Raw genomic sequence first — 19763 nt, 5'->3', positions numbered from 1 at the left:
TCATAAAATAAAAATTGAAACCCCTCAGTCCACTCTAGTATAATAGTGTGGTTGAGGGGTGAATTTATGTTATTATCCAAAATGCGTTGGGAATATGAACATCCTAGCGAAGAAAAAGTGAAATCACTCTCTGAAAATCTGAATATTTCAGCGCTGACTGCATCACTTCTTGTACAAAGAGGACTCGAAGAAGTAGAAGAAGCGAGGTCTTTTTTATTTGATCAAAAAGCCGAATTTCATGATCCATTCTTATTAAAAGGAATGAAAGAAGCAGTAGAGCGCATCAACAAAGCGATCGAAGAGCAGGAATCGATTGTGATCTTCGGAGATTATGATGCAGATGGTGTGACAAGTACGTCTGTACTTTTACATACACTTAAAGAACGATCTGCGAAGGTGGACTTTTATATTCCAGATCGATTTAAAGAAGGATATGGGCCAAACGAACAGGCTTTCCGATATATCAAAGAGCAAGGAGCATCGCTTGTCATCACTGTGGATACAGGGATCGCTGCTGTAAATGAAGCACGTATTGCAAAAGAAATAGGATTAGACCTGATCATCACAGATCACCATGAACCAAGCGAGGAACTGCCTGAGGCACTTGCAATTGTACATCCTAAGCAGCCTGGGTGTGAGTATCCGTTTAAAGAGCTTGCGGGTGTCGGTGTTGCGTTTAAAGTGGCACATGCACTCCTCGGTAAACTCCCAGTAGAATTATTAGATCTTGCTGCAATCGGTACAATTGCGGATCTTGTCCCGCTGCATGATGAAAATAGATGGCTTGCAAAAAAAGGCCTGATGCAGCTTCGTCAATCTAGACGGCCTGGGTTAAAAGCGTTATTAAAAGAAGCAGGCGCCACTCTTGAAGAAGCAAATGAGGAAACGGTCGGCTTTCAAATTGCGCCAAGGCTGAATGCTGTTGGACGAATTGAGCAGGCAGATCCGGCTGTTCATCTTCTCATGACTGAGGATATGGATGAAGCAGAAGAACTCGCTCGTTTTGTACAAGAATTGAACAAAGAACGGCAGAAAATTGTGAGTACGATCACGGAAGAAGCCATTCAAATGGTCGAAGAGACAGGCGCTGACCAGTCAGCTATCGTCGTAGCAAAAGCTGGCTGGAATCCAGGCGTTGTCGGCATTGTTGCCTCAAAATTGACGGATACATTTTCTCGTCCGGCGATTGTGCTTGGAATAGATGAAGAAACGCAGATGGCGAAAGGGTCAGCCCGAAGTATTCCTGGCTTTGATTTATTTTTCCATTTGAGCAAGTGCCGTGACATCCTGCCGCATTTCGGTGGACACCCGATGGCAGCAGGAATGACACTTCAAGCGGATGATGTTCCTTTACTTAGGGAAAGATTGAATCAATATGCAAATGAAACGTTGACTGAAGAAGATTTTATTCCAATTCAACGGGTCGATGCAGTATGTAAAGTGGACGAAATGACGGTGCAAGCCATTGAAGAAGTGGGACTGCTGTCCCCGTTTGGCATGCAGAATCCTAAGCCGTTCATTATGATTGAAGACGCCCAGCTTGAAGACATCCGAACGATCGGGGCCAATCAAAATCACATTAAAATGTCACTAAAAGACGAAGACAAGCTGCTCGACTGTGTCGGTTTTCACCAAGGCAAACTAAAAGAAGAACTTGTCCCAGGGAGTCAAATCTCTGTCGTTGGCGAGGTCTCGATTAATGAATGGAATAACCGAAAGAAACCTCAGCTCATGCTAAAAGACGCTAGAGTCGATGAATGGCAGCTGTTTGATTTACGCGGGAAAAAAGATTGGGAAAAGAAAGTATCAACACTTGATCCAGCAAAAACAATGGTCTTCTGTTTTGACGAAGAAACAAAAAAGCAATCGGAGCTGGTGGATATTCCGATTCACCTTATTGATGCAGAAAATGTATCCACGTTTGATGTGCAGGAAAAGTATGTGATCTTTGCCGATGTTCCTGCCGATGAACACTTGCTCAAGCTGCTTTTAGAAAATCAACAACCAGCAAGAATTTATACGGTGTTTCAGCGGAAAGAAGATCACTTTATGTCCTCATTCCCGAGCCGTGATCAATTCAAATGGTTTTATGGGTTCTTGTTCAAACGGGGAAGTTTTCCTATTAAAGAACAAGGCATGGAGCTTGCCAAACATAGAGGTTGGACAAAAGATACAATCATTTTTATGACAAAGGTGTTTTTTGAACTCGGTTTTGTTAAAATAGAGAATGGTGTGCTGTCAATAGTGCGTGATGCCCCTAAAAAAGATTTAACCGCATCATCGTCTTATACAGCAAAACAACGATTGATGGAACTCGATCAAACACTAACATATTCCTCAGCCAAAGAGCTGAAGGAATGGCTGAATAGCATGATGAGCGAAGTCTCACCTGTGCTTTGACGTACGAGGAGGAAAAGGAAAAGATGGATTTAAAACAATATGTGACAGTTGTACCTGACTACCCAAAGGAAGGTGTACAATTTAAAGATATTACAACGTTAATGGATAAAGGCGAAGTGTACCGTTATGCAACGGATCAAATCGTTGAATACGCGAAGGAAAGAGACATTGATCTCATTGTTGGACCTGAAGCGCGTGGATTCATTATTGGCTGCCCTGTAGCATACGCACTTGGTGTAGGTTTTGCCCCAGTTCGTAAAGAAGGAAAGCTTCCTCGTGAAGTCATCAAAGTCGATTACGGTTTGGAATACGGTAAAGATGTATTAACGATTCATAAAGATGCAATTCGTCCTGGTCAGCGTGTACTGATCACAGATGATTTGCTTGCGACAGGTGGAACGATTGAAGCATCCATCAAGCTGGTTGAGGAATTAGGCGGCGTTGTGGCAGGGATTGCATTTTTAATTGAGCTGACGTATCTTGATGGCAGAAAGAAGCTTGACGGTTACGACATCTTGACGTTAATGCAATACTAATGGAGTTTTACGCAAAAAGCACTCAGTAAGAAGGGTGCTTTTTTCCTATCAAAAATCTTTTAGCGGACTTCTTCTCTTTACATCTATCGAATTTTTCTTGATAATAAACTACAATACAGTTTTCATTTAAAAAGGTGATTCCATGGCGAACGAACAAGTTTTAACGGCGCAGCAGGTCATTGATAAGGCAAGAGAATACCTGTCCGCTGAACATATTCAATTTATAGAGCGTGCATACGAATATGCTGAAAATGCTCACAAGGAGCAATACCGGAAATCCGGTGAGCCCTATATTATCCATCCTATTCAAGTGGCGGGAATTCTTGTTGATCTTGAAATGGACCCTTCGACCATTGCTGGCGGCTTCTTGCATGATGTTGTCGAAGACACGGATGTGACATTAGAAGATTTAAAAGAGCATTTTAACGAAGAAGTAGCAATGCTTGTTGATGGTGTGACAAAGCTCGGAAAGATTAAATATAAATCACAAGAAGAACAACAGGCTGAAAACCATCGTAAAATGTTTGTTGCAATGGCGCAGGATATTCGCGTCATCTTAATTAAGCTGGCAGACCGTCTTCACAATATGAGAACACTCAAACACCTTCCGCAGGAAAAGCAGCGAAGAATTTCAAATGAAACCCTTGAGATCTTTGCACCGCTTGCGCACAGATTAGGGATTTCAAAGATTAAGTGGGAGCTTGAAGATACAGCCCTCCGCTATTTAAATCCGCAGCAATACTACCGGATTGTGAATCTCATGAAGCGCAAACGAGCGGAACGTGAGGAATACTTGGACGAGGTTGTCAATGAAGTAAAAGACCGCGTGTCTGAGGTGAACATTAAGGCTGAATTCTCCGGCAGACCGAAACATATTTATAGTATTTATCGAAAAATGGTCATGCAAAATAAGCAATTTAATGAAATATATGATTTGCTGGCTGTACGTATTTTGGTTGACAGCATTAAAGACTGCTATGCGGTACTTGGTATTATTCATACATGCTGGAAGCCGATGCCAGGCAGATTTAAGGATTATATTGCGATGCCAAAGCCGAACATGTATCAGTCTCTTCATACAACGGTGATTGGTCCAAAAGGGGACCCGCTTGAAGTTCAGATTCGTACAGTGGAAATGCACGAAATTGCGGAATACGGAATTGCGGCACACTGGGCGTATAAAGAAGGCAAAGAGTCAGCAGAATCGACGGAAGAAGCCGTTTTCCAGAAGAAGCTGTCTTGGTTTAGAGAAATCCTTGAATTCCAAAATGAATCTACAGATGCGGAAGAATTTATGGAATCGTTAAAAATCGATCTCTTCTCTGATATGGTGTTTGTATTTACACCAAAAGGAGACGTCATCGAGCTACCGTCTGGTTCCGTACCAATTGATTTCTCATACCGGATTCATTCGGAAATTGGGAATAAAACAATCGGAGCCAAAGTCAACGGTAAAATGGTCACACTTGATCATAAGCTAAAAACAGGTGACATTATTGAAATTCTGACATCTAAGCATAGCTATGGACCAAGCCAGGATTGGGTCAAACTTGCCCAAACCTCCCAAGCGAAGCACAAGATCAGACAGTTTTTCAAGAAACAGCGCCGTGAAGAAAATGTCGAAAAAGGCCGAGAACTTGTGGAGAAAGAAATCAAAAACCTTGAGTTCGATGTCAAAGACATTTTGACCGCTGAAAATCTGCAAAAAGTGGCCGATAAATTTAATTTCTCAAATGAAGAGGACATGTATGCAGCTGTCGGTTATAACGGAATTACGGCACTCCAAGTGGCGAATCGTTTAACGGAAAAAGAAAGAAAACAAAGAGATCAGGAAGAACAAGAGAAAACCGTTCAAGAAGTGTCTGTAGAGTCAAAACCATATCACGGGAAAAAACGGGAAGCTGGCGTGCGAGTGAAAGGCATTGATAACTTGCTTGTCCGTTTATCTAAGTGTTGTAATCCTGTTCCTGGTGATAGCATTGTTGGCTTTATTACAAAAGGCCGTGGCGTATCTGTTCACCGTGATGACTGTCCGAACGTGAAGACAGGAGAAGCGCAGGAACGGTTAATCCCGGTTGAGTGGGAGCATGAACAGCCTGCTCGAAACCGTAAAGAATACAATGTGGAAATTGAAATATTAGGATATGACAGACGCGGCTTACTTAATGAGGTGCTTCAAGCAGTCAACGAAACCAAAACGAACATCTCATCGGTTTCTGGTAAGTCTGATCGTAACAAAGTGGCGACGATCCATATGGCGATCTTTATCCAAAATATTAACCATTTGCACAAAGTGGTAGAACGCATTAAACAAATCAAAGACATTTACTCTGTTCGCCGATTCATGAATTAGAAAGGAAGTATATCGTCTATGAGGCTTGTTGTTCAGCGTGTGACGAGTGCATCTGTGAAAGTAGAAGAAGAGATCACAGGTGCCATCAATGAAGGCTATATGGTGCTCGTTGGGGTTACACATGAAGACACAGAAGGAGATGTGCATTACTTAGCTGAAAAGCTCGCACACTTGCGTATTTTTGAAGATGAAAACGGGAAAATGAATCATTCTTTGTTAGATGTAAAAGGAAGTGTACTGTCTGTGTCTCAATTTACCCTTTATGGTGATACAAGAAAAGGCAGACGGCCGAACTTTATGAAAGCTGCCAAGCCAGATGCTGCGAACGCCCTTTACGAATGTTTCAATAAAGCCCTTAGAGACAAAGGCATTCATGTAGAAACTGGCCGCTTTGGTGCGATGATGGATGTCTCATTGACCAACTCAGGACCCGTCACCATCTGGATGGATAGCAAAGAATAGATTCACTTTAGACTGTAGATAAACTCTTGCTGAGAGTTTGTTTAGAGTCTTTTTCTTTTGCGATCAAACAAAAAAGAGGCGCAGCGGCCTCTTTTTTCTATCGGAAATATTGTTTTAATCCTTCTGTCATTCCTTCTGTCACTCGTTCTTGGTAAGAGGCGCTATAAATGATCGCTTCTTCTTGAGGATTGCTTAAATAGCCGAGTTCATATAAAAGGGAAGGGCGCTTGTTTTCTCTTAAAACAAAATAATCTCCAAATTTGACTCCTTTATCAGGGATCTGTGATCGTTTTGCGACTTCCGTATGAACGCTTGTCGCCAGACGTTGATCTTTGGATGCCTGATAATAATATGCGGTGCTCCCTCTGATACTTGGGTCCATAAAACTATCATAATGAAGACTAATAAATGCATCTGCATTTCGGTAATGTGAAGTGGCAACCCTCGATTGAAGGCTGATGAATGTATCATCACTTCTTGTTAAATAGACATTTGCTCCAGAAGCTCTTAACTTACCCGCCAGCAAATGAGCGGTTTTGATCGTGATATTCTTTTCAAATGCACCGTCTGCGCCGATCGTGCCGCTGTCTTTTCCGCCATGCCCAGGATCAAGAACAATTGTTTTGCCTTTTAAAGATCCAGTGCCAGACGATGAATCCTGCTGAGGTCTTGGTGCTTCGCTGCTATTTTTCTTTGTTTGAACGACCCAGCTCGCCACGTAGCCTGTTCCGCCGTTTGATAATGTCACCTCGTACCAGTCACCTTGCGTACGAACAATTTGATAAGCAGCTCCTTTTGTTGCTCTTTCTGCAATTCCAGCAGAGGTAGAAGCGCTTTTTCTAATATTCGTTCCATCATAAACGATGTACGCTTTCTGATGAGATGACGAAGAGGATGAATTCTTTTCAGGTGCTGCACTTGTTCCTTGGTTTGAGACAATATAATAACTTGCAACCCAGCCTTTAACGCCTTTTGCTTCGATTTCATACCAGCCATTTTGCTCCCGTAAAATGGTGACTTGAGTGTTGCGGGAAAGTGAAGCGGCCACTTGTGCGTTTGGTGCCGCCGATTTTCGAACATTCAAGCTTGATACGCCAACTGTGCCGGACTGTTTAGAACGAGCGGGCTCAGCTGAACTGGATGAAGAAGCGTTTTGTCCGCCAGAAATATAATCAGAGTGGACCCAGCCTTCCGCTTGTTTGTACGATATTTTTGTCCATTCGCCGCTTGTGTCCAGCTTTTTAGCGGAAGCGCCCTGCGGGAAAGTGCCGATGACTTGATAGGAAGTCCCTGGGCCTGTCCGAATGCGAAGGTCAGAGGCTGTTGACGTAATTGAACTGCTTCCTTGCGTACTTTGACCTTGCGTCTTTTGCTTAGCAGGCTTTTGTGCATCAGATGACTTGGTAATCAGCCATGAGACGACCCAGCCTTTTTGTCCGTTCGATAGCCCGATCTGTACCCATTCTCCTTGTTCAGTGAGAATCGGGTAGCTTTCTCCTCGTTTCACAACTGCTGCGATCCCGTAGCTTAAACCAGGTCCGGTTCGCACATTGATTTCATCTGTTGCAACGACAGCTTGATCTGTTTGAGCCGTCGCATGTGTCATTGGCCAAGTGCTGGCAATGAGGACAAAACAGGTGAGCAGCAACATCATGTGATGGTGTGTTTTCAGATTCAAAACGGTGTTTTCCCCTCCCTTGTAAAACCGATGAATGTAAATTCGTTATGTAATGGATGAATTCCTTGCAGTTTCCCTAATAAAATTGAATCAATCTGTTTATACTAGATAAAAATGTGATAAAAGGATGTACAAACATGAGATTAAGCAGAAAATTAGGACGAGTGCAATATAATGGACATCGTGATATCGACCGCTGGCAGCACGACGAAATGGATCAACCAGGCTTCCTTGAAGAAACGGCATCTGAATACGGATGCACGTCAAAAGAAGAGCTGGAAAAGAAAAAGAGACACGGCAAGGGTTGACAGAGTGGCAGCACCGACCTTATTATAATATAAATCAACACACTTGAAAATTTAAAATGTGGAACTGATGATAGAGAATAGTAGGGTAAATTGCGTGAGCAGAGAGGAATCGCCTTAGGCTGAAAGCGAATCCGCATGGCATTTATCACGAAAGAACACTCTGTAGGTTTCCTGCTGAACACTCAAAAAATGAGTCATTAGGCGGAGAACGTGAATCTGCGTTAAGGATTTGAGCGGGAACATGGCTAGATCATGTTCCAACTAGGGTGGCACCACGGGTATAACTCTCGTCCCTACTATACACATAGTAGAGGCGGGGGTTTTTTATATGTCCACATAAAAAATGAATGATGGTCGTAGGAGGACGAAAAATGAGTTTTAATATTCCAAGAGGCACACAGGATATTTTACCGGGAGAATCAGAACGCTGGCAGTATGTTGAACAAATTGCGAGAGATACATGTGCAGCCTTTCAATACAAAGAAATCCGCACACCGATTTTTGAGCATACGGAACTATTTGCACGAGGAGTAGGCGAGTCAACAGATATCGTTCAAAAAGAGATGTACACATTTGAAGACAAAAAAGGACGTAGCATCACACTTCGCCCAGAAGGAACAGCTTCGACTGTCCGTTCTTATGTTGAAAATAAACTGTTTGCACAGCCTGCACAGCCTACAAAGCTGTACTACATTGGACCAATGTTCCGCTATGAGCGTCCACAAACGGGAAGATATCGTCAATTTTATCAATTCGGAATTGAAGCGATCGGTTCAAAAGATCCTGCCATTGATGCAGAGGTCATTTCATTAGCGATGAGTGTGTATGAGAAAGCAGGTCTTTCCAACTTAAAACTCGTCATTAACAGCCTTGGTGACAAAGAAAGCCGTGCAGATTACCGTCAAGCACTTGTCGAGCATTTTGAACCAAGAATTGATGAATTCTGTCACGACTGCCAAATTCGTTTACATCAAAATCCATTACGTATTCTTGATTGTAAAAAGGACCGCGATCACGAACTGATGGCAACGGCACCATCCATTCAAGATTACTTAAATGAAGAATCACGGACTTATTTTGAAAAAGTAAAACAATACTTAACCGATCTAGGCATTGAATATGTCGTCGATCCGAACTTAGTGCGCGGTCTTGATTATTACAATCACACTGCCTTTGAGATTATGAGTAATGCAGAAGGCTTTGGCGCGATCACAACATTAGCCGGTGGCGGCCGTTATGATGGACTTGTTGAAGGAATTGGCGGTCCTGAATCACCAGGTATCGGCTTTGCGATGAGTATTGAACGTTTCCTATCAGCGATTGATGCAGAGAAGATTGAGCTTCCTGTTCAAGACGGCATTGATTTATATATTGCGGCATTAGGAGATCAAGCAAAAGATTATGCTGTTGGCTTATTGAATCGCCTAAGAAAAGAAGGCATTTCAAGTGAAATGGACTATACAGCGAAAAAGCTAAAAGCACAATTTAAAGCGGCAGACCGCTTGAAAGCCAAGTTTATTGCAGTTCTTGGTGAAGATGAGCTGGCGCAGCAAATTGTAAACGTAAAAGATACGACAACGGGTGAACAAATTGAAGTGAAGCTTGATGAGCTGATTCAAATGATGAAAGCCCACCAGAAAGCGTAAAGAAGGAGTGGAATGTTTGTGTTTGGTAGAACTTTTTATTGTGGAGAAGTAACAGAAGACCAAATCGGTCAAACAGTTGTATTAAAAGGATGGGTACAAAAACGTCGTGACCTTGGCGGATTAATCTTTATTGACCTGCGTGATCGCACAGGCATTGTGCAAGTTGTCTTTCATCCAGACCAATCAAAAGAGGCTCTTGAGACAGCAGAATCGATTCGGAATGAATATGTCCTTGATATTAAAGGGACAGTGGTCGCAAGAGAAGAAGCCACGATCAACCCAAATTTAAAAACAGGCAAAATTGAAATTCAAGTCGACACAGTCACTGTTTTAAATGAAGCCAAGACGCCTCCATTTGTGATTTCTGATCAAGCAGATGAGGTATCAGAAGATGTGCGCTTAAAATACCGCTACCTAGATCTTCGCCGTCCTGCGATGTTTGAAACGATGAAAATGCGACATGAAGTCACAAAAGCATTCCGCCATTTCTTAGATGATCACGGCTTTCTAGACATTGAAACGCCAATTTTAACAAAAAGTACGCCAGAAGGTGCGCGTGACTATCTTGTGCCAAGCCGTGTACACGAAGGAGAATTCTATGCGTTGCCGCAGTCTCCGCAATTATTTAAGCAATTGCTCATGGTGTCTGGGATGGACCGCTACTATCAAATCGCTCGTTGCTTTAGAGATGAAGACTTGCGTGCTGACCGTCAGCCGGAATTTACACAAGTCGATATTGAAATGTCCTTTATGAGCCAAGAAGACATCATGACGCTTGCTGAAGAGATGATGGCAAAGGTGATGAAAGATGTCAAAGGTGTTGACCTGACATTGCCATTACCTCGTATGACGTACGATGAAGCGATGAATTCCTATGGTTCTGACAAGCCAGATACCCGATTTGACATGAAGCTTGTCAACATTTCAGACACGGTAAAAGACTCAGATTTCAAAGTCTTCAGCGGTGCTGTAAACAATGGCGGAGCTGTCAAAGCGATTAATGTCAAAGGGGCTGCAGCAAACTACTCAAGAAAAGACATCGATGCACTTGGTGCATTTGCAGCGAACTATGGTGCAAAAGGTCTTGCTTGGCTAAAAGCTGAAGGGACAGAGTTAAAAGGACCAATCGCTAAATTCTTTGATGAGTCAAAACAAGCAGAATTAAAAGAACAGCTTCAAGTTGAAGAGGGAGACCTTTTACTTTTTGTCGCTGACAAAACGTCTGTTGTCCATGATGCGCTTGGCGCACTTCGTTTAAAACTTGGCAAAGAGCTTAAACTCATCGATGAGTCTGTCTTCAATTTCTTATGGGTAGTCGACTGGCCGCTCCTTGAAAAAGATGAAGAAGAAGGCCGCTTCTATGCTGCCCACCATCCTTTCACAATGCCAGTTCGGGATGATCTTGAATTAATTGAAACAAGTCCAGAAGATATGAAAGCTCAAGCGTATGATCTTGTGCTGAACGGCTATGAGCTTGGCGGAGGTTCTATTCGTATTTTTGAAAAGGACATTCAAGAGAAAATGTTTGGTTTACTTGGCTTTTCTAAAGAAGAAGCGTACGATCAGTTCGGCTTCCTTCTTGATGCATTTGAGCATGGTGTGCCTCCGCACGGCGGAATTGCGCTTGGACTTGACCGCTTAGTGATGCTGCTTGCCGGCCGATCTAACCTAAGAGATACCATTGCGTTCCCGAAAACGGCAAGTGCAAGTTGTGTTCTCACAGATGCTCCTGGCACTGTAAGCGCAGCGCAGCTAGATGAACTGAGTTTGGCTATTAAAACAAAAGTAAAACAGTAAAATAGGCGCATGTTTATAGGCATGTAAACGCTTGAAAAAGGGACATGCCTATGATATGCTTTCATCAACCAATAAATAAAGTCCTGATACGTACGGTGGTTACCTAGTTTTGACCGAACATTTTTTTCTACGGGAGCTTGCCTTTCCTTTCTGCATAAATGCCTCTTCTGAGGACTTATAAAGTGAGGAAGAAAGCACCCACCTGCATGGTGCGGGGTTCAAAACGAAGGAAAAGCTGGCGGCGTGATCGGGACTTTTTTGTGTTTTTTTCTATTTGAGAAGGATGACGGAGAACTCTGAATATGATATGATTCTTTCGATTCATTTTAAATAAAGGTGGAGTGAGGCACTTGTTACATCAGTTTTCAAGAAACGAGCTTGCCATTGGCAAGGAAGGCTTAAATATATTAAAAAACAGTACAGTTGCAGTGCTTGGAGTAGGCGGCGTAGGTTCTTTTGCAGTAGAAGCCCTTGCTCGTTCAGGTGTTGGCCGTATTGTTCTTGTTGATAAAGATGATATTGATATTACAAATGTAAATAGGCAGCTGCCAGCTTTGCTATCAACGGTTGGGCAGCCTAAAGTTGACTTAATGCAGGCAAGAATTGCTGACATCAACCCAGAATGTGAGGTTGTTGCGCTCAAAATGTTCTATACAGAAGAAACATATGAACAATTCTTTGAGTATCCACTTGATTATGTCATTGATGCATCAGATACAATTCATTATAAAATTCATTTAATGAAAGAGTGCCTGAAACGCGATGTGAACATTATTTCGAGTATGGGTGCTGCAAATAAAACAGATCCGACACGCTTTAAAATTGATGACATCTCGAAAACACATACAGACCCAATTGCGAAAGTCGTCAGAACACGCCTGCGGAAGGAAGGCATTCGTAAGGGAATTGAAGTTATTTTTTCTGATGAAAGTCCGATTGTCATTCGTGAAGATGTGAGAAAAGAAGTTGGAAATGATGAAGCGAAAATTCGTAAGGCACAAATGCCGCCATCATCCAATGCGTTTGTTCCATCTGTGGCTGGACTGATCATGGGTGGTCATGTCATTATGAAACTGTTAAAAGACATTCCGATTACACGTGTGAAAGATAAATAAACAGCCCGCCTGCTTAGAGCAGGGGGCTGTTTTTATTTTTGCCGTCTTAAATTTTCATACACTTGCTTTAGTGCACCTTCAAATTTTCCAGTTTGCTTTGGTTCATAATATTGCTTGTTTTTCAGCGGGTCAGGTAAATATTGCTGCTTCACCCAGCCATTTTCATAATCGTGCGGATATAAGTAATCGGCGCCTCTTCCAAGTGCTGCTGCTCCTTTATAGTGGGCATCTTTTAAATGAACGGGAACTTCACCAATTTTCCCCGTGCGAATATCATGCAGTGCCGCATCAATCGCTTGGTAAGCGGAGTTTGACTTTGGAGAAAGACACAGTTCAATCACGGCATTAGCGAGTGGAATTCGTGCTTCTGGAAAACCAACTCTCTCAGCTGTTTGAACAGCGCTTAACACACGTGGCCCTGCCTGCGGACTGGCTAGGCCAATATCTTCATAAGCCATCACAAGTAATCGTCTCGAAATGCTTTCAAGGTCTCCCGCTTCAATGAGTCTTGCAAGGTAATGCAGTGCCGCATCTGCGTCAGATCCTCTAATGGATTTTTGAAAAGCCGAGAGGACATCATAATGGGCATCACCGTTTTTATCATGCGAGAAGCTCTTTTTTTGTAAACATTCTTCTGCTGCAGCTAGAGTGATCGTGATCAGTCCAGATTCATCCGCTTTTGTCGATAAGACGGCTAGTTCAAGTGCATTTAAAGCGGAACGCACATCTCCTCCGCATCCATTTGCAAAATGATTCATTGCCTCCTCATCAACTTTGACCGAATAACCGCCAAGCCCGCGATGTTCATCCTTTAAAGCTCGAGATAATGCAGCTTTAATTTGCTCTGTTTCCAGCGGCTTCAGCTCAAATATTTGTGTCCGGCTGCGGATGGCTGGGTTAATCGCATGATACGGATTAGCTGTTGTCGCGCCAATTAAAATGATCATGCCATTTTCTAAATACGGAAGAAGGAAATCCTGCTTCCCTTTATCGAGTCTGTGGACTTCGTCTAAAATCAAGATGACTTGACCACTCATTTTCGCTTCAGCGGCGACAGCTTCCATATCTTTTTTGTTATGAATCACCGCATTCAATGTACGGAAGGCAATGCTTGTACTGCCAGCGATTGCAGTTGCAATGGATGTTTTTCCGATTCCCGGCGGTCCGTATAAAATCATCGAGGACAAATGTTTCGCCTCGACCATTCGTCTAATAATTTGACCTTCCCCAACGAGATGCTCCTGCCCAATAATGTCTCCAATATGACTTGGGCGCATCCGATACGCTAAAGGTTTCATGATTATCTCTCCTAAAGCAATGTCTTGTTTGTATAGAGTACCGAAATTTCTTCAAATAGAAAAGGGATGCGTCCTCGTTTTGAGCTCAGAACCCGCAAATGAAAGTTGGCTAAAAGTATGATATAATTGCTTTTGGTCTATATAAGCGTATATGAAATCAGAAAAATAATTGATGACATAGAAATAGAAAACGCAGAGGTGTTTAACTTGAAAATTTCTACTAAAGGCAGATATGGTCTGACGATCATGATCGAATTAGCCAAAAAACATGGCGAAGGCCCTACATCATTAAAATCAATCGCTCAAAACAATGATTTGTCTGAGCATTATTTAGAGCAGCTTGTATCACCACTTCGCAATGCACGTCTTGTGAAAAGTATCCGCGGAGCGTATGGCGGCTATGTGCTTGCCCATGAGCCAAACGAGATTACAGCCGGTGATATTATTCGTGTATTAGAAGGACCTATTAGTCCTGTTGAAGTGATTGAAAACGAAGAACCAGCAAAGCGTGCACTTTGGATTCGTATTCGTGATGCAGTAAAAGACGTACTGGACAATACAACTCTTGAAGACTTGGCAAGCTATAAAGATGACGAGGATCAAGAGGCGTATATGTTCTATATTTAGATCAGAGGTGTACCGGAAATGGAACGTATCTATTTAGATCATGCAGCCACAACGCCGATGGATCAACGGATTGTGGACAAGATGATGCCTTACTTTACAGAGATATTTGGCAATCCCTCTAGTATTCATTCATATGGGCGCGAGGCAAGAAAATGGCTCGATGAAGCAAGGGAAGTCATTGCAGGAGAATTACACTGTAAGCCGCAGGAGATCATCCTCACAAGCGGAGGAACAGAGGCAGACAACTTGGCCATTACAGGTGTGGCAATGGCAAGGCAGCATGAAGGAAAACATATCATCACAACAAAAACTGAGCATCATGCAGTGCTGCATACATGCGAACGCTTAGAGAAGCTTGGTTTTGATGTGACGTATTTAGATGTGGATCACACTGGATTGATTCATCTTGATCAATTAAAACAAGCACTAAGAGACGATACAATTCTTGTGACCATCATGTACGGCAATAATGAAACGGGTGTGATTCAGCCAATTAAAGAAATTGGTCAACTTTTACACGAACACACTGCTTATTTTCATACAGACGCTGTACAGGCATTTGGGACAATATCAATTGATGTCACAGAACTTCATATCGACCTCTTATCTGCGTCCGGTCATAAACTAAATGGCCCGATGGGAACAGGCTTTTTATACGTGAATGAGCGTGTAAAACTTTCTCCGCAGCTATTCGGAGGAGAACAAGAGAGAAAACGCCGTGCTGGCACTGAAAATGTGGCGGGAATCATTGGACTTGCAGAAGCAGTTCAATTAACAAAGCAAAATAGAAGAGAAAAAGCAGTGCATTATGGTAAGCTCAAAGAAGCGATGCTGCAAGTATTCGAAGAGGAATCACTCAATTTCTCTATCAATGGACATCCGAAAGAGACATTGCCGCACATTTTAAATGTCCACTTCCCGGGCGTTTCTATTGAATCGTTACTTGTGAACTTAGATATGGAAGGGATTGCTGTTTCGAGCGGGTCAGCATGTACGGCTGGATCTGTCCTTCCTTCGCACGTATTAAGCGCCATGTATGGTGAAGAAGCAAAAGAGCTGACATCCTCAGTCAGAATAAGCTTCGGTCTTGGAAATGAAGAGGAACATGTGAAGCAGGCGGCGCATAAGATAGCGGCTGTCGTGAAACGCCTAGCCAAATAAATGCTCCCTTTTGTTCTGTGTGAAAAATGAAACAGCTAGGCACCTGAAGAACGAAACGCGCACGTTGTTTCATTGAAATTGGAGTTGATGAAGATGACAAAAAGACCTGAAGACACAAGAGTTGTGGTCGGTATGTCCGGAGGCGTCGATTCATCAGTTGCTGCGCTCATGCTAAAGGAGCAAGGCTATGATGTGATCGGCATATTTATGAAAAACTGGGATGACACAGATGAAAATGGTGTATGTACAGCAACGGAGGACTATGAGGATGTCATTCGTGTTTGTAACCAGATTGGAATCCCATATTATGCAGTGAATTTCGAGAAACAGTATTGGGACAAAGTGTTTCAATATTTTCTTGATGAATATAAAGCAGGCAGAACGCCGAATCCAGATGTCATGTGTAATAAAGAAATTAAGTTCAAAGCATTTCTTGAGCATGCATTGTCGCTTGGAGCGGATTATTTGGCAACAGGCCACTATGCCCGTGTCGACAGAACCGGCGATGAAGTGAAAATGCTAAGAGGTCTTGATACAAACAAAGACCAAACTTATTTCTTGAATCAGCTGACTCAAGAACAACTTGATAAAGTGTTGTTCCCAATCGGCGATTTAGAGAAAAAAAGAGTGCGTGAATTAGCGAAAGAAGCAGAGCTCGCAACAGCAACGAAAAAAGATTCTACGGGCATCTGCTTTATTGGGGAAAGAAACTTTAAAACGTTCCTTAGCCAATATTTGCCTGCACAGCCCGGTGTGATGCAGACAATGGACGGAGAAGTAAAAGGTGAACATGATGGACTCATGTATTACACGATCGGTCAACGCCAAGGACTTGGCATTGGCGGAAGCGGTGATCCGTGGTTTGTTGTTGGGAAGGATTTAGAGAAAAATATCTTATTTGTTGAACAAGGCTTCCACAATCCGCTTTTATACTCTGAAAGTATTTCAGCTGTTAACATCAGCTGGACTCGTCCTCATATTGTCGGCGAAAACGGTGAACTCACATGCACAGCGAAATTCCGATACCGTCAAGAAGACCATCATGTAAAAGTCAAAATGACAGGTGAGCAGGAAGCAATGGTGATCTTTGATGAACCCGTTCGTGCTGTCACTCCAGGACAAGCTGTTGTTTTTTATGACGGCGAAGAATGTCTTGGCGGCGGGACCATTGACGATGTCTTTAAAGATGGCCAAAAGCTGTCGTATGTGTAACATGTGTTAAAAACCTCAACGTCGCTGTTGAGGTTTTTTAATGAAAGGATGAAGAGAGCGAATGAATCATAACGAAATCGGTATTGAAGCTTTAAATCAAGGGAACATAGAACAGGCAGCTGAAGCTTTTACGAAAGCCATTGAAGAAAGCCCAAAGGACCCGGTTCCATATATCAACTTTGCGAACTTACTTTCAAGTGTTCATGAATTTGAACGTGCTTTGAACTTCTTTCAAAAAGCCATTGAACTTGATCATACAGCAGCTGCAGCCTATTACGGAGCAGGAAATGTTTACACGATGAAAGAAGACTTTATGAAAGCGAAAGACTATTTTGAGCAAGCGCTACAAGCTGGAATGGAAAACAGTGATTTGTTTTATATGTTAGGGCAGACACTGATGAAATTAGAGCAGCCGAAGCTTGCGATGCCTTATCTTCAGCGTGCAGTTGAGCTAAACGAAGAAGACAACGAAGCAAGATTTCAATTTGGCATGTGCTTAGCGAATGAACATCTGCTGGAGGAAGCGGTCGCAGTCTTTACTGAAGTGATTACGCGAGATCCGCAGCATGCAGACGCCTTTTATAATGCAGGCGTTGCGTATGCGTATTTAGAGAAAAAGGACGAAGCGCTTGAAATGCTAGGAAAAGCCATTGACGTGCAGCCTGATCATATGCTTGCATTGCATGCGCAAAAGCTGATTCAAGAGGCAGAATAACCGGAAGGAGGGAAGACCTGTGCAGGAACATCCAGATCAAATGAAGCTTGAAGATGAACCGTTTTTAAAAGGGACGGTTCAAGCCGTTATTTTCCATAACGAAAGTAATTTATACTCTGTGTTAAAAGTAAAAGTCATTGAAACATCAGAGAATTTAGAGGAAAAGACAGCATCTGTCACAGGGTACTTCCCAGCACTTCATGAGGATGAAACCTACACCTTCTATGGCAAGGTCACAAGTCATCCGAAGTTTGGCGAGCAGTTTCAAGCCACTCATTTTCAAAAGGAAGTCCCTACAACAAAGCAAGGCATCATTCATTATCTCTCTAGTGACTTGTTTGAAGGGATTGGGAAAAAGACGGCGGAAGAAATCGTCGGCAAGCTTGGCAATCAGACACTTCATCAAATTATGCGTGATCCGTCTGTGTTATATGACGTCCCTCGCCTGTCAAAAAAGAAGGCAGATAAGCTGGCTGCCGCACTTCAAGAGCATCAAGGACTTGAGCAAATCATGATTAGCCTGAATCAATATGGTTTTGGTCCTCAGCTTAGCATGAAGATTTACCAAGTATACGAGAGTGAAACGTTGCAAAAAATTGAAGAAAACCCTTATCAGCTCGTCAAAGACGTCGAGGGGATTGGATTTATTAAAGCAGATGAACTCGGCGCTAGAACAGGGATATCTGGAAATGATCCAGACCGCATTCGTGCAGCCCTTTTGTATACCGTTGAGACAGCAAGCCTGCAGGACGGTCATACGTACATACAAACGAAAGATCTGATTGTCGAGACCCGTAAACTGCTGAATCAAACCGGCAATGACTACAAAGTGACTGAAATGGACGTTGCCAATCAGATCATTGCACTTGGTGAAGGGAAAGACATGATTATTGAAGATGAGCGCTGTTATCATCCGTCGCTCTTTTATGCGGAGCAAAGTGTGGCAAAACGCATTCAAAAAATTGTCGCTCAAACGGAATATGCAGATCAATTTCCTGAATCAGAATTTCTGCTTGCACTTGGTGAACTGGAGGAACGGCTTGGTGTCCAGTATGCACCAACCCAAAAAGAAGCCATTCAAAAGGCACTCATGTCTCCAATGCTGCTTTTAACAGGCGGACCGGGTACAGGGAAAACGACGGTCATTAAAGGGATTGTCGAGCTTTACAGCGATCTTCACGGCGTATCTCTTGACCCGGGTGATTATAAAAAAGATGAAGCATTTCCGTTCGTGCTTGCCGCACCAACTGGACGTGCTGCGAAACGAATGACAGAATCCACTGGACTTCCTGCTGTGACCATTCACCGGTTGCTAGGCTGGAATGGATCAGAAGGCTTCTCACATGATGAAGACCAGCCGATTGAAGGAAAACTTGTCATCATTGATGAATCGAGTATGCTGGATATTTGGCTGGCGAACCATTTGTTTAAGGCGATCCCAGATCATATTCAAGTCATTATGGTTGGAGACGAACATCAACTTCCATCTGTCGGACCTGGTCAAGTGTTAAGAGACCTGCTTGCGTCACAAGCTATACCGGCAGTGACACTAACTGATATTTACCGGCAGGCAGACGGTTCCACAATTGTTGAGCTTGCGCATGATATGAAAAATGGTGTATTGCCAAAGGATATTACTGCACGCTCGAAGGATCGATCCTTTATTCAATGCTCTAGTGACCAAATGAAAGAAGTCATCGAGAAAGTGGTCAGCAATGCTGCGCAAAAGGGGTATTCAGCAAAGGACATTCAAGTGCTTGCCCCGATGTATAAAGGAAAAGCAGGCATTAATGAACTGAATAAAATGCTCCAGCAAATTTTGAATCCTAAAAAGCCAAAAGGAAGAGAAATTCCTTTTGGTGATGTCGTCTACCGGACAGGTGATAAGGTACTTCAGCTTGTCAATCAGCCGGAGAATAACATTTTTAATGGAGATATTGGCGAAATTGTCTCGATCTTTTATGCGAAAGAAAACACGGAAAAAGAAGATATGGCGGTCATCTCCTTTGATGGAAACGAAATCACGTTTACGAAAAAAGATTTTCATCAATTTACGCACGCTTATTGTTGCTCGATTCATAAATCCCAGGGCAGTGAATTCCCAATCGTGGTGCTGCCAGTCGTGAGAAGTTATTATCGAATGCTTCGAAGAAATTTGCTTTACACGGCCATTACACGAAGTAAAAAGTTTTTAATTTTGTGCGGTGAGGAATCAGCATTAGAGTGGGGCGTGAAAAATAATGAAGACTCCCTCAGACAAACGTCTTTAACCATGCGTCTTACTGAAACGGAAGAAATCATGGACGCTGAGCTAGCAGCTCTCCAAAAAGAACTTCCTTTCAGCGTATACGATGCCAATATTGGCATGGAGGGAATCACCCCGTTTGATTTTATGCAAGAGTAAATGGCTTCCTTCATGGAAGCCATTTCTTCGTATGAGTCATAGAGGAAACGC

Annotated in this window: 15 protein-coding genes, 1 other RNA gene and 1 other annotated feature; of the genes, 14 read left to right on the top strand and 2 right to left on the bottom strand. The window is 42.8% G+C overall.

All coding sequences use genetic code 11. From position 1 onward, the window contains the following. The first annotated feature begins 66 nt into the window (after positions 1 to 66). From recJ to dtd, 4 genes are all read left to right on the top strand, one after another. Entirely contained in the window at positions 67 to 2400 is a 2334-nt protein-coding gene (recJ, locus tag NST24_RS12665; protein WP_039167070.1) for a single-stranded-DNA-specific exonuclease RecJ, read from the top strand. A 23-nt stretch (positions 2401 to 2423) separates the two neighbouring features. Continuing rightward, entirely contained in the window at positions 2424 to 2936 is a 513-nt protein-coding gene (locus NST24_RS12660) for an adenine phosphoribosyltransferase (RefSeq protein WP_008342729.1), read from the top strand. A gap of 142 nt (positions 2937 to 3078) precedes the next feature. Beyond that, entirely contained in the window at positions 3079 to 5289 is a 2211-nt protein-coding gene (locus NST24_RS12655) for a bifunctional (p)ppGpp synthetase/guanosine-3',5'-bis(diphosphate) 3'-pyrophosphohydrolase (RefSeq protein ID WP_008342726.1), read from the top strand. Positions 5290 to 5307: 18 nt separating this feature from the next. Beyond that, positions 5308 to 5751, top strand: a complete 444-nt coding sequence (gene dtd / locus NST24_RS12650; protein WP_342461851.1) for a D-aminoacyl-tRNA deacylase — start codon at positions 5308 to 5310, stop codon at positions 5749 to 5751. Positions 5752 to 5848: 97 nt separating this feature from the next. Here the strand turns inward: dtd and NST24_RS12645 are convergent, their stop codons facing one another. Next, positions 5849 to 7429, bottom strand: coding sequence for an SH3 domain-containing protein (locus NST24_RS12645; RefSeq protein WP_007501478.1), 1581 nt, complete (start codon positions 7427 to 7429; stop codon positions 5849 to 5851). 137 nt (positions 7430 to 7566) lie between these two features. On the opposite strand from NST24_RS12645, the gene NST24_RS12640 reads away from it, so the two are divergent. The 5 genes from NST24_RS12640 (at position 7567) to NST24_RS12620 (ending at position 12295) form a co-directional block, all read left to right on the top strand. Next, positions 7567 to 7737 (top strand): YrzK family protein, encoded by a 171-nt coding sequence (locus NST24_RS12640; protein ID WP_003216250.1) that lies wholly within the window; start codon positions 7567 to 7569, stop codon positions 7735 to 7737. 58 nt (positions 7738 to 7795) lie between these two features. Continuing rightward, positions 7796 to 8035, top strand: a binding site (T-box leader). Positions 8036 to 8108: 73 nt separating this feature from the next. Continuing rightward, positions 8109 to 9383, top strand: coding sequence for a histidine--tRNA ligase (hisS, locus tag NST24_RS12635; RefSeq protein WP_024718378.1), 1275 nt, complete (start codon positions 8109 to 8111; stop codon positions 9381 to 9383). A gap of 18 nt (positions 9384 to 9401) precedes the next feature. Next, positions 9402 to 11180, top strand: coding sequence for an aspartate--tRNA ligase (gene aspS / locus NST24_RS12630; RefSeq protein ID WP_026050119.1), 1779 nt, complete (start codon positions 9402 to 9404; stop codon positions 11178 to 11180). A gap of 77 nt (positions 11181 to 11257) precedes the next feature. Next, a non-coding RNA gene (gene ssrS / locus NST24_RS12625) (6S RNA) lies at positions 11258 to 11438 on the top strand. 92 nt (positions 11439 to 11530) lie between these two features. Further along, on the top strand, positions 11531 to 12295 hold the full coding sequence (locus tag NST24_RS12620; RefSeq protein WP_008342718.1) for a tRNA threonylcarbamoyladenosine dehydratase: 765 nt from the start codon (positions 11531 to 11533) through the stop codon (positions 12293 to 12295). A 32-nt stretch (positions 12296 to 12327) separates the two neighbouring features. Here NST24_RS12620 and NST24_RS12615 read toward each other — a convergent pair whose 3' ends face one another. Beyond that, on the bottom strand, positions 12328 to 13593 hold the full coding sequence (locus tag NST24_RS12615; protein WP_342461850.1) for a replication-associated recombination protein A: 1266 nt from the start codon (positions 13591 to 13593) through the stop codon (positions 12328 to 12330). 207 nt (positions 13594 to 13800) lie between these two features. On the opposite strand from NST24_RS12615, the gene NST24_RS12610 reads away from it, so the two are divergent. The 5 genes from NST24_RS12610 to NST24_RS12590 all read left to right on the top strand — a co-directional run bounded on the left by NST24_RS12610 (position 13801) and on the right by NST24_RS12590 (position 19712). Then, positions 13801 to 14220 (top strand): Rrf2 family transcriptional regulator, encoded by a 420-nt coding sequence (locus NST24_RS12610; protein WP_008342713.1) that lies wholly within the window; start codon positions 13801 to 13803, stop codon positions 14218 to 14220. Positions 14221 to 14238: 18 nt separating this feature from the next. After that, entirely contained in the window at positions 14239 to 15381 is a 1143-nt protein-coding gene (locus NST24_RS12605; protein WP_058336590.1) for a cysteine desulfurase family protein, read from the top strand. A gap of 93 nt (positions 15382 to 15474) precedes the next feature. Further along, positions 15475 to 16593, top strand: a complete 1119-nt coding sequence (mnmA, locus tag NST24_RS12600) for a tRNA 2-thiouridine(34) synthase MnmA (RefSeq protein ID WP_008342709.1) — start codon at positions 15475 to 15477, stop codon at positions 16591 to 16593. A 61-nt stretch (positions 16594 to 16654) separates the two neighbouring features. Next, the gene (locus NST24_RS12595; protein WP_008342707.1) at positions 16655 to 17308 is read left to right on the top strand and encodes a tetratricopeptide repeat protein; all 654 of its coding nucleotides are present in this window, start codon (positions 16655 to 16657) and stop codon (positions 17306 to 17308) included. Between the two features lie 19 nt (positions 17309 to 17327). Further along, positions 17328 to 19712, top strand: a complete 2385-nt coding sequence (locus tag NST24_RS12590) for an ATP-dependent RecD-like DNA helicase (RefSeq protein ID WP_342461849.1) — start codon at positions 17328 to 17330, stop codon at positions 19710 to 19712. Positions 19713 to 19763 lie beyond the last annotated feature (51 nt).

Source organism: Bacillus sp. FSL R5-0286 (assembly GCF_038593245.1).
In the GTDB taxonomy this organism is placed as follows: domain Bacteria; phylum Bacillota; class Bacilli; order Bacillales; family Bacillaceae; genus Bacillus; species Bacillus altitudinis.
The sequence above is the reverse complement of the archived record's forward strand: the minus strand, read 5'-3'. Positions and strand labels throughout refer to the sequence as shown.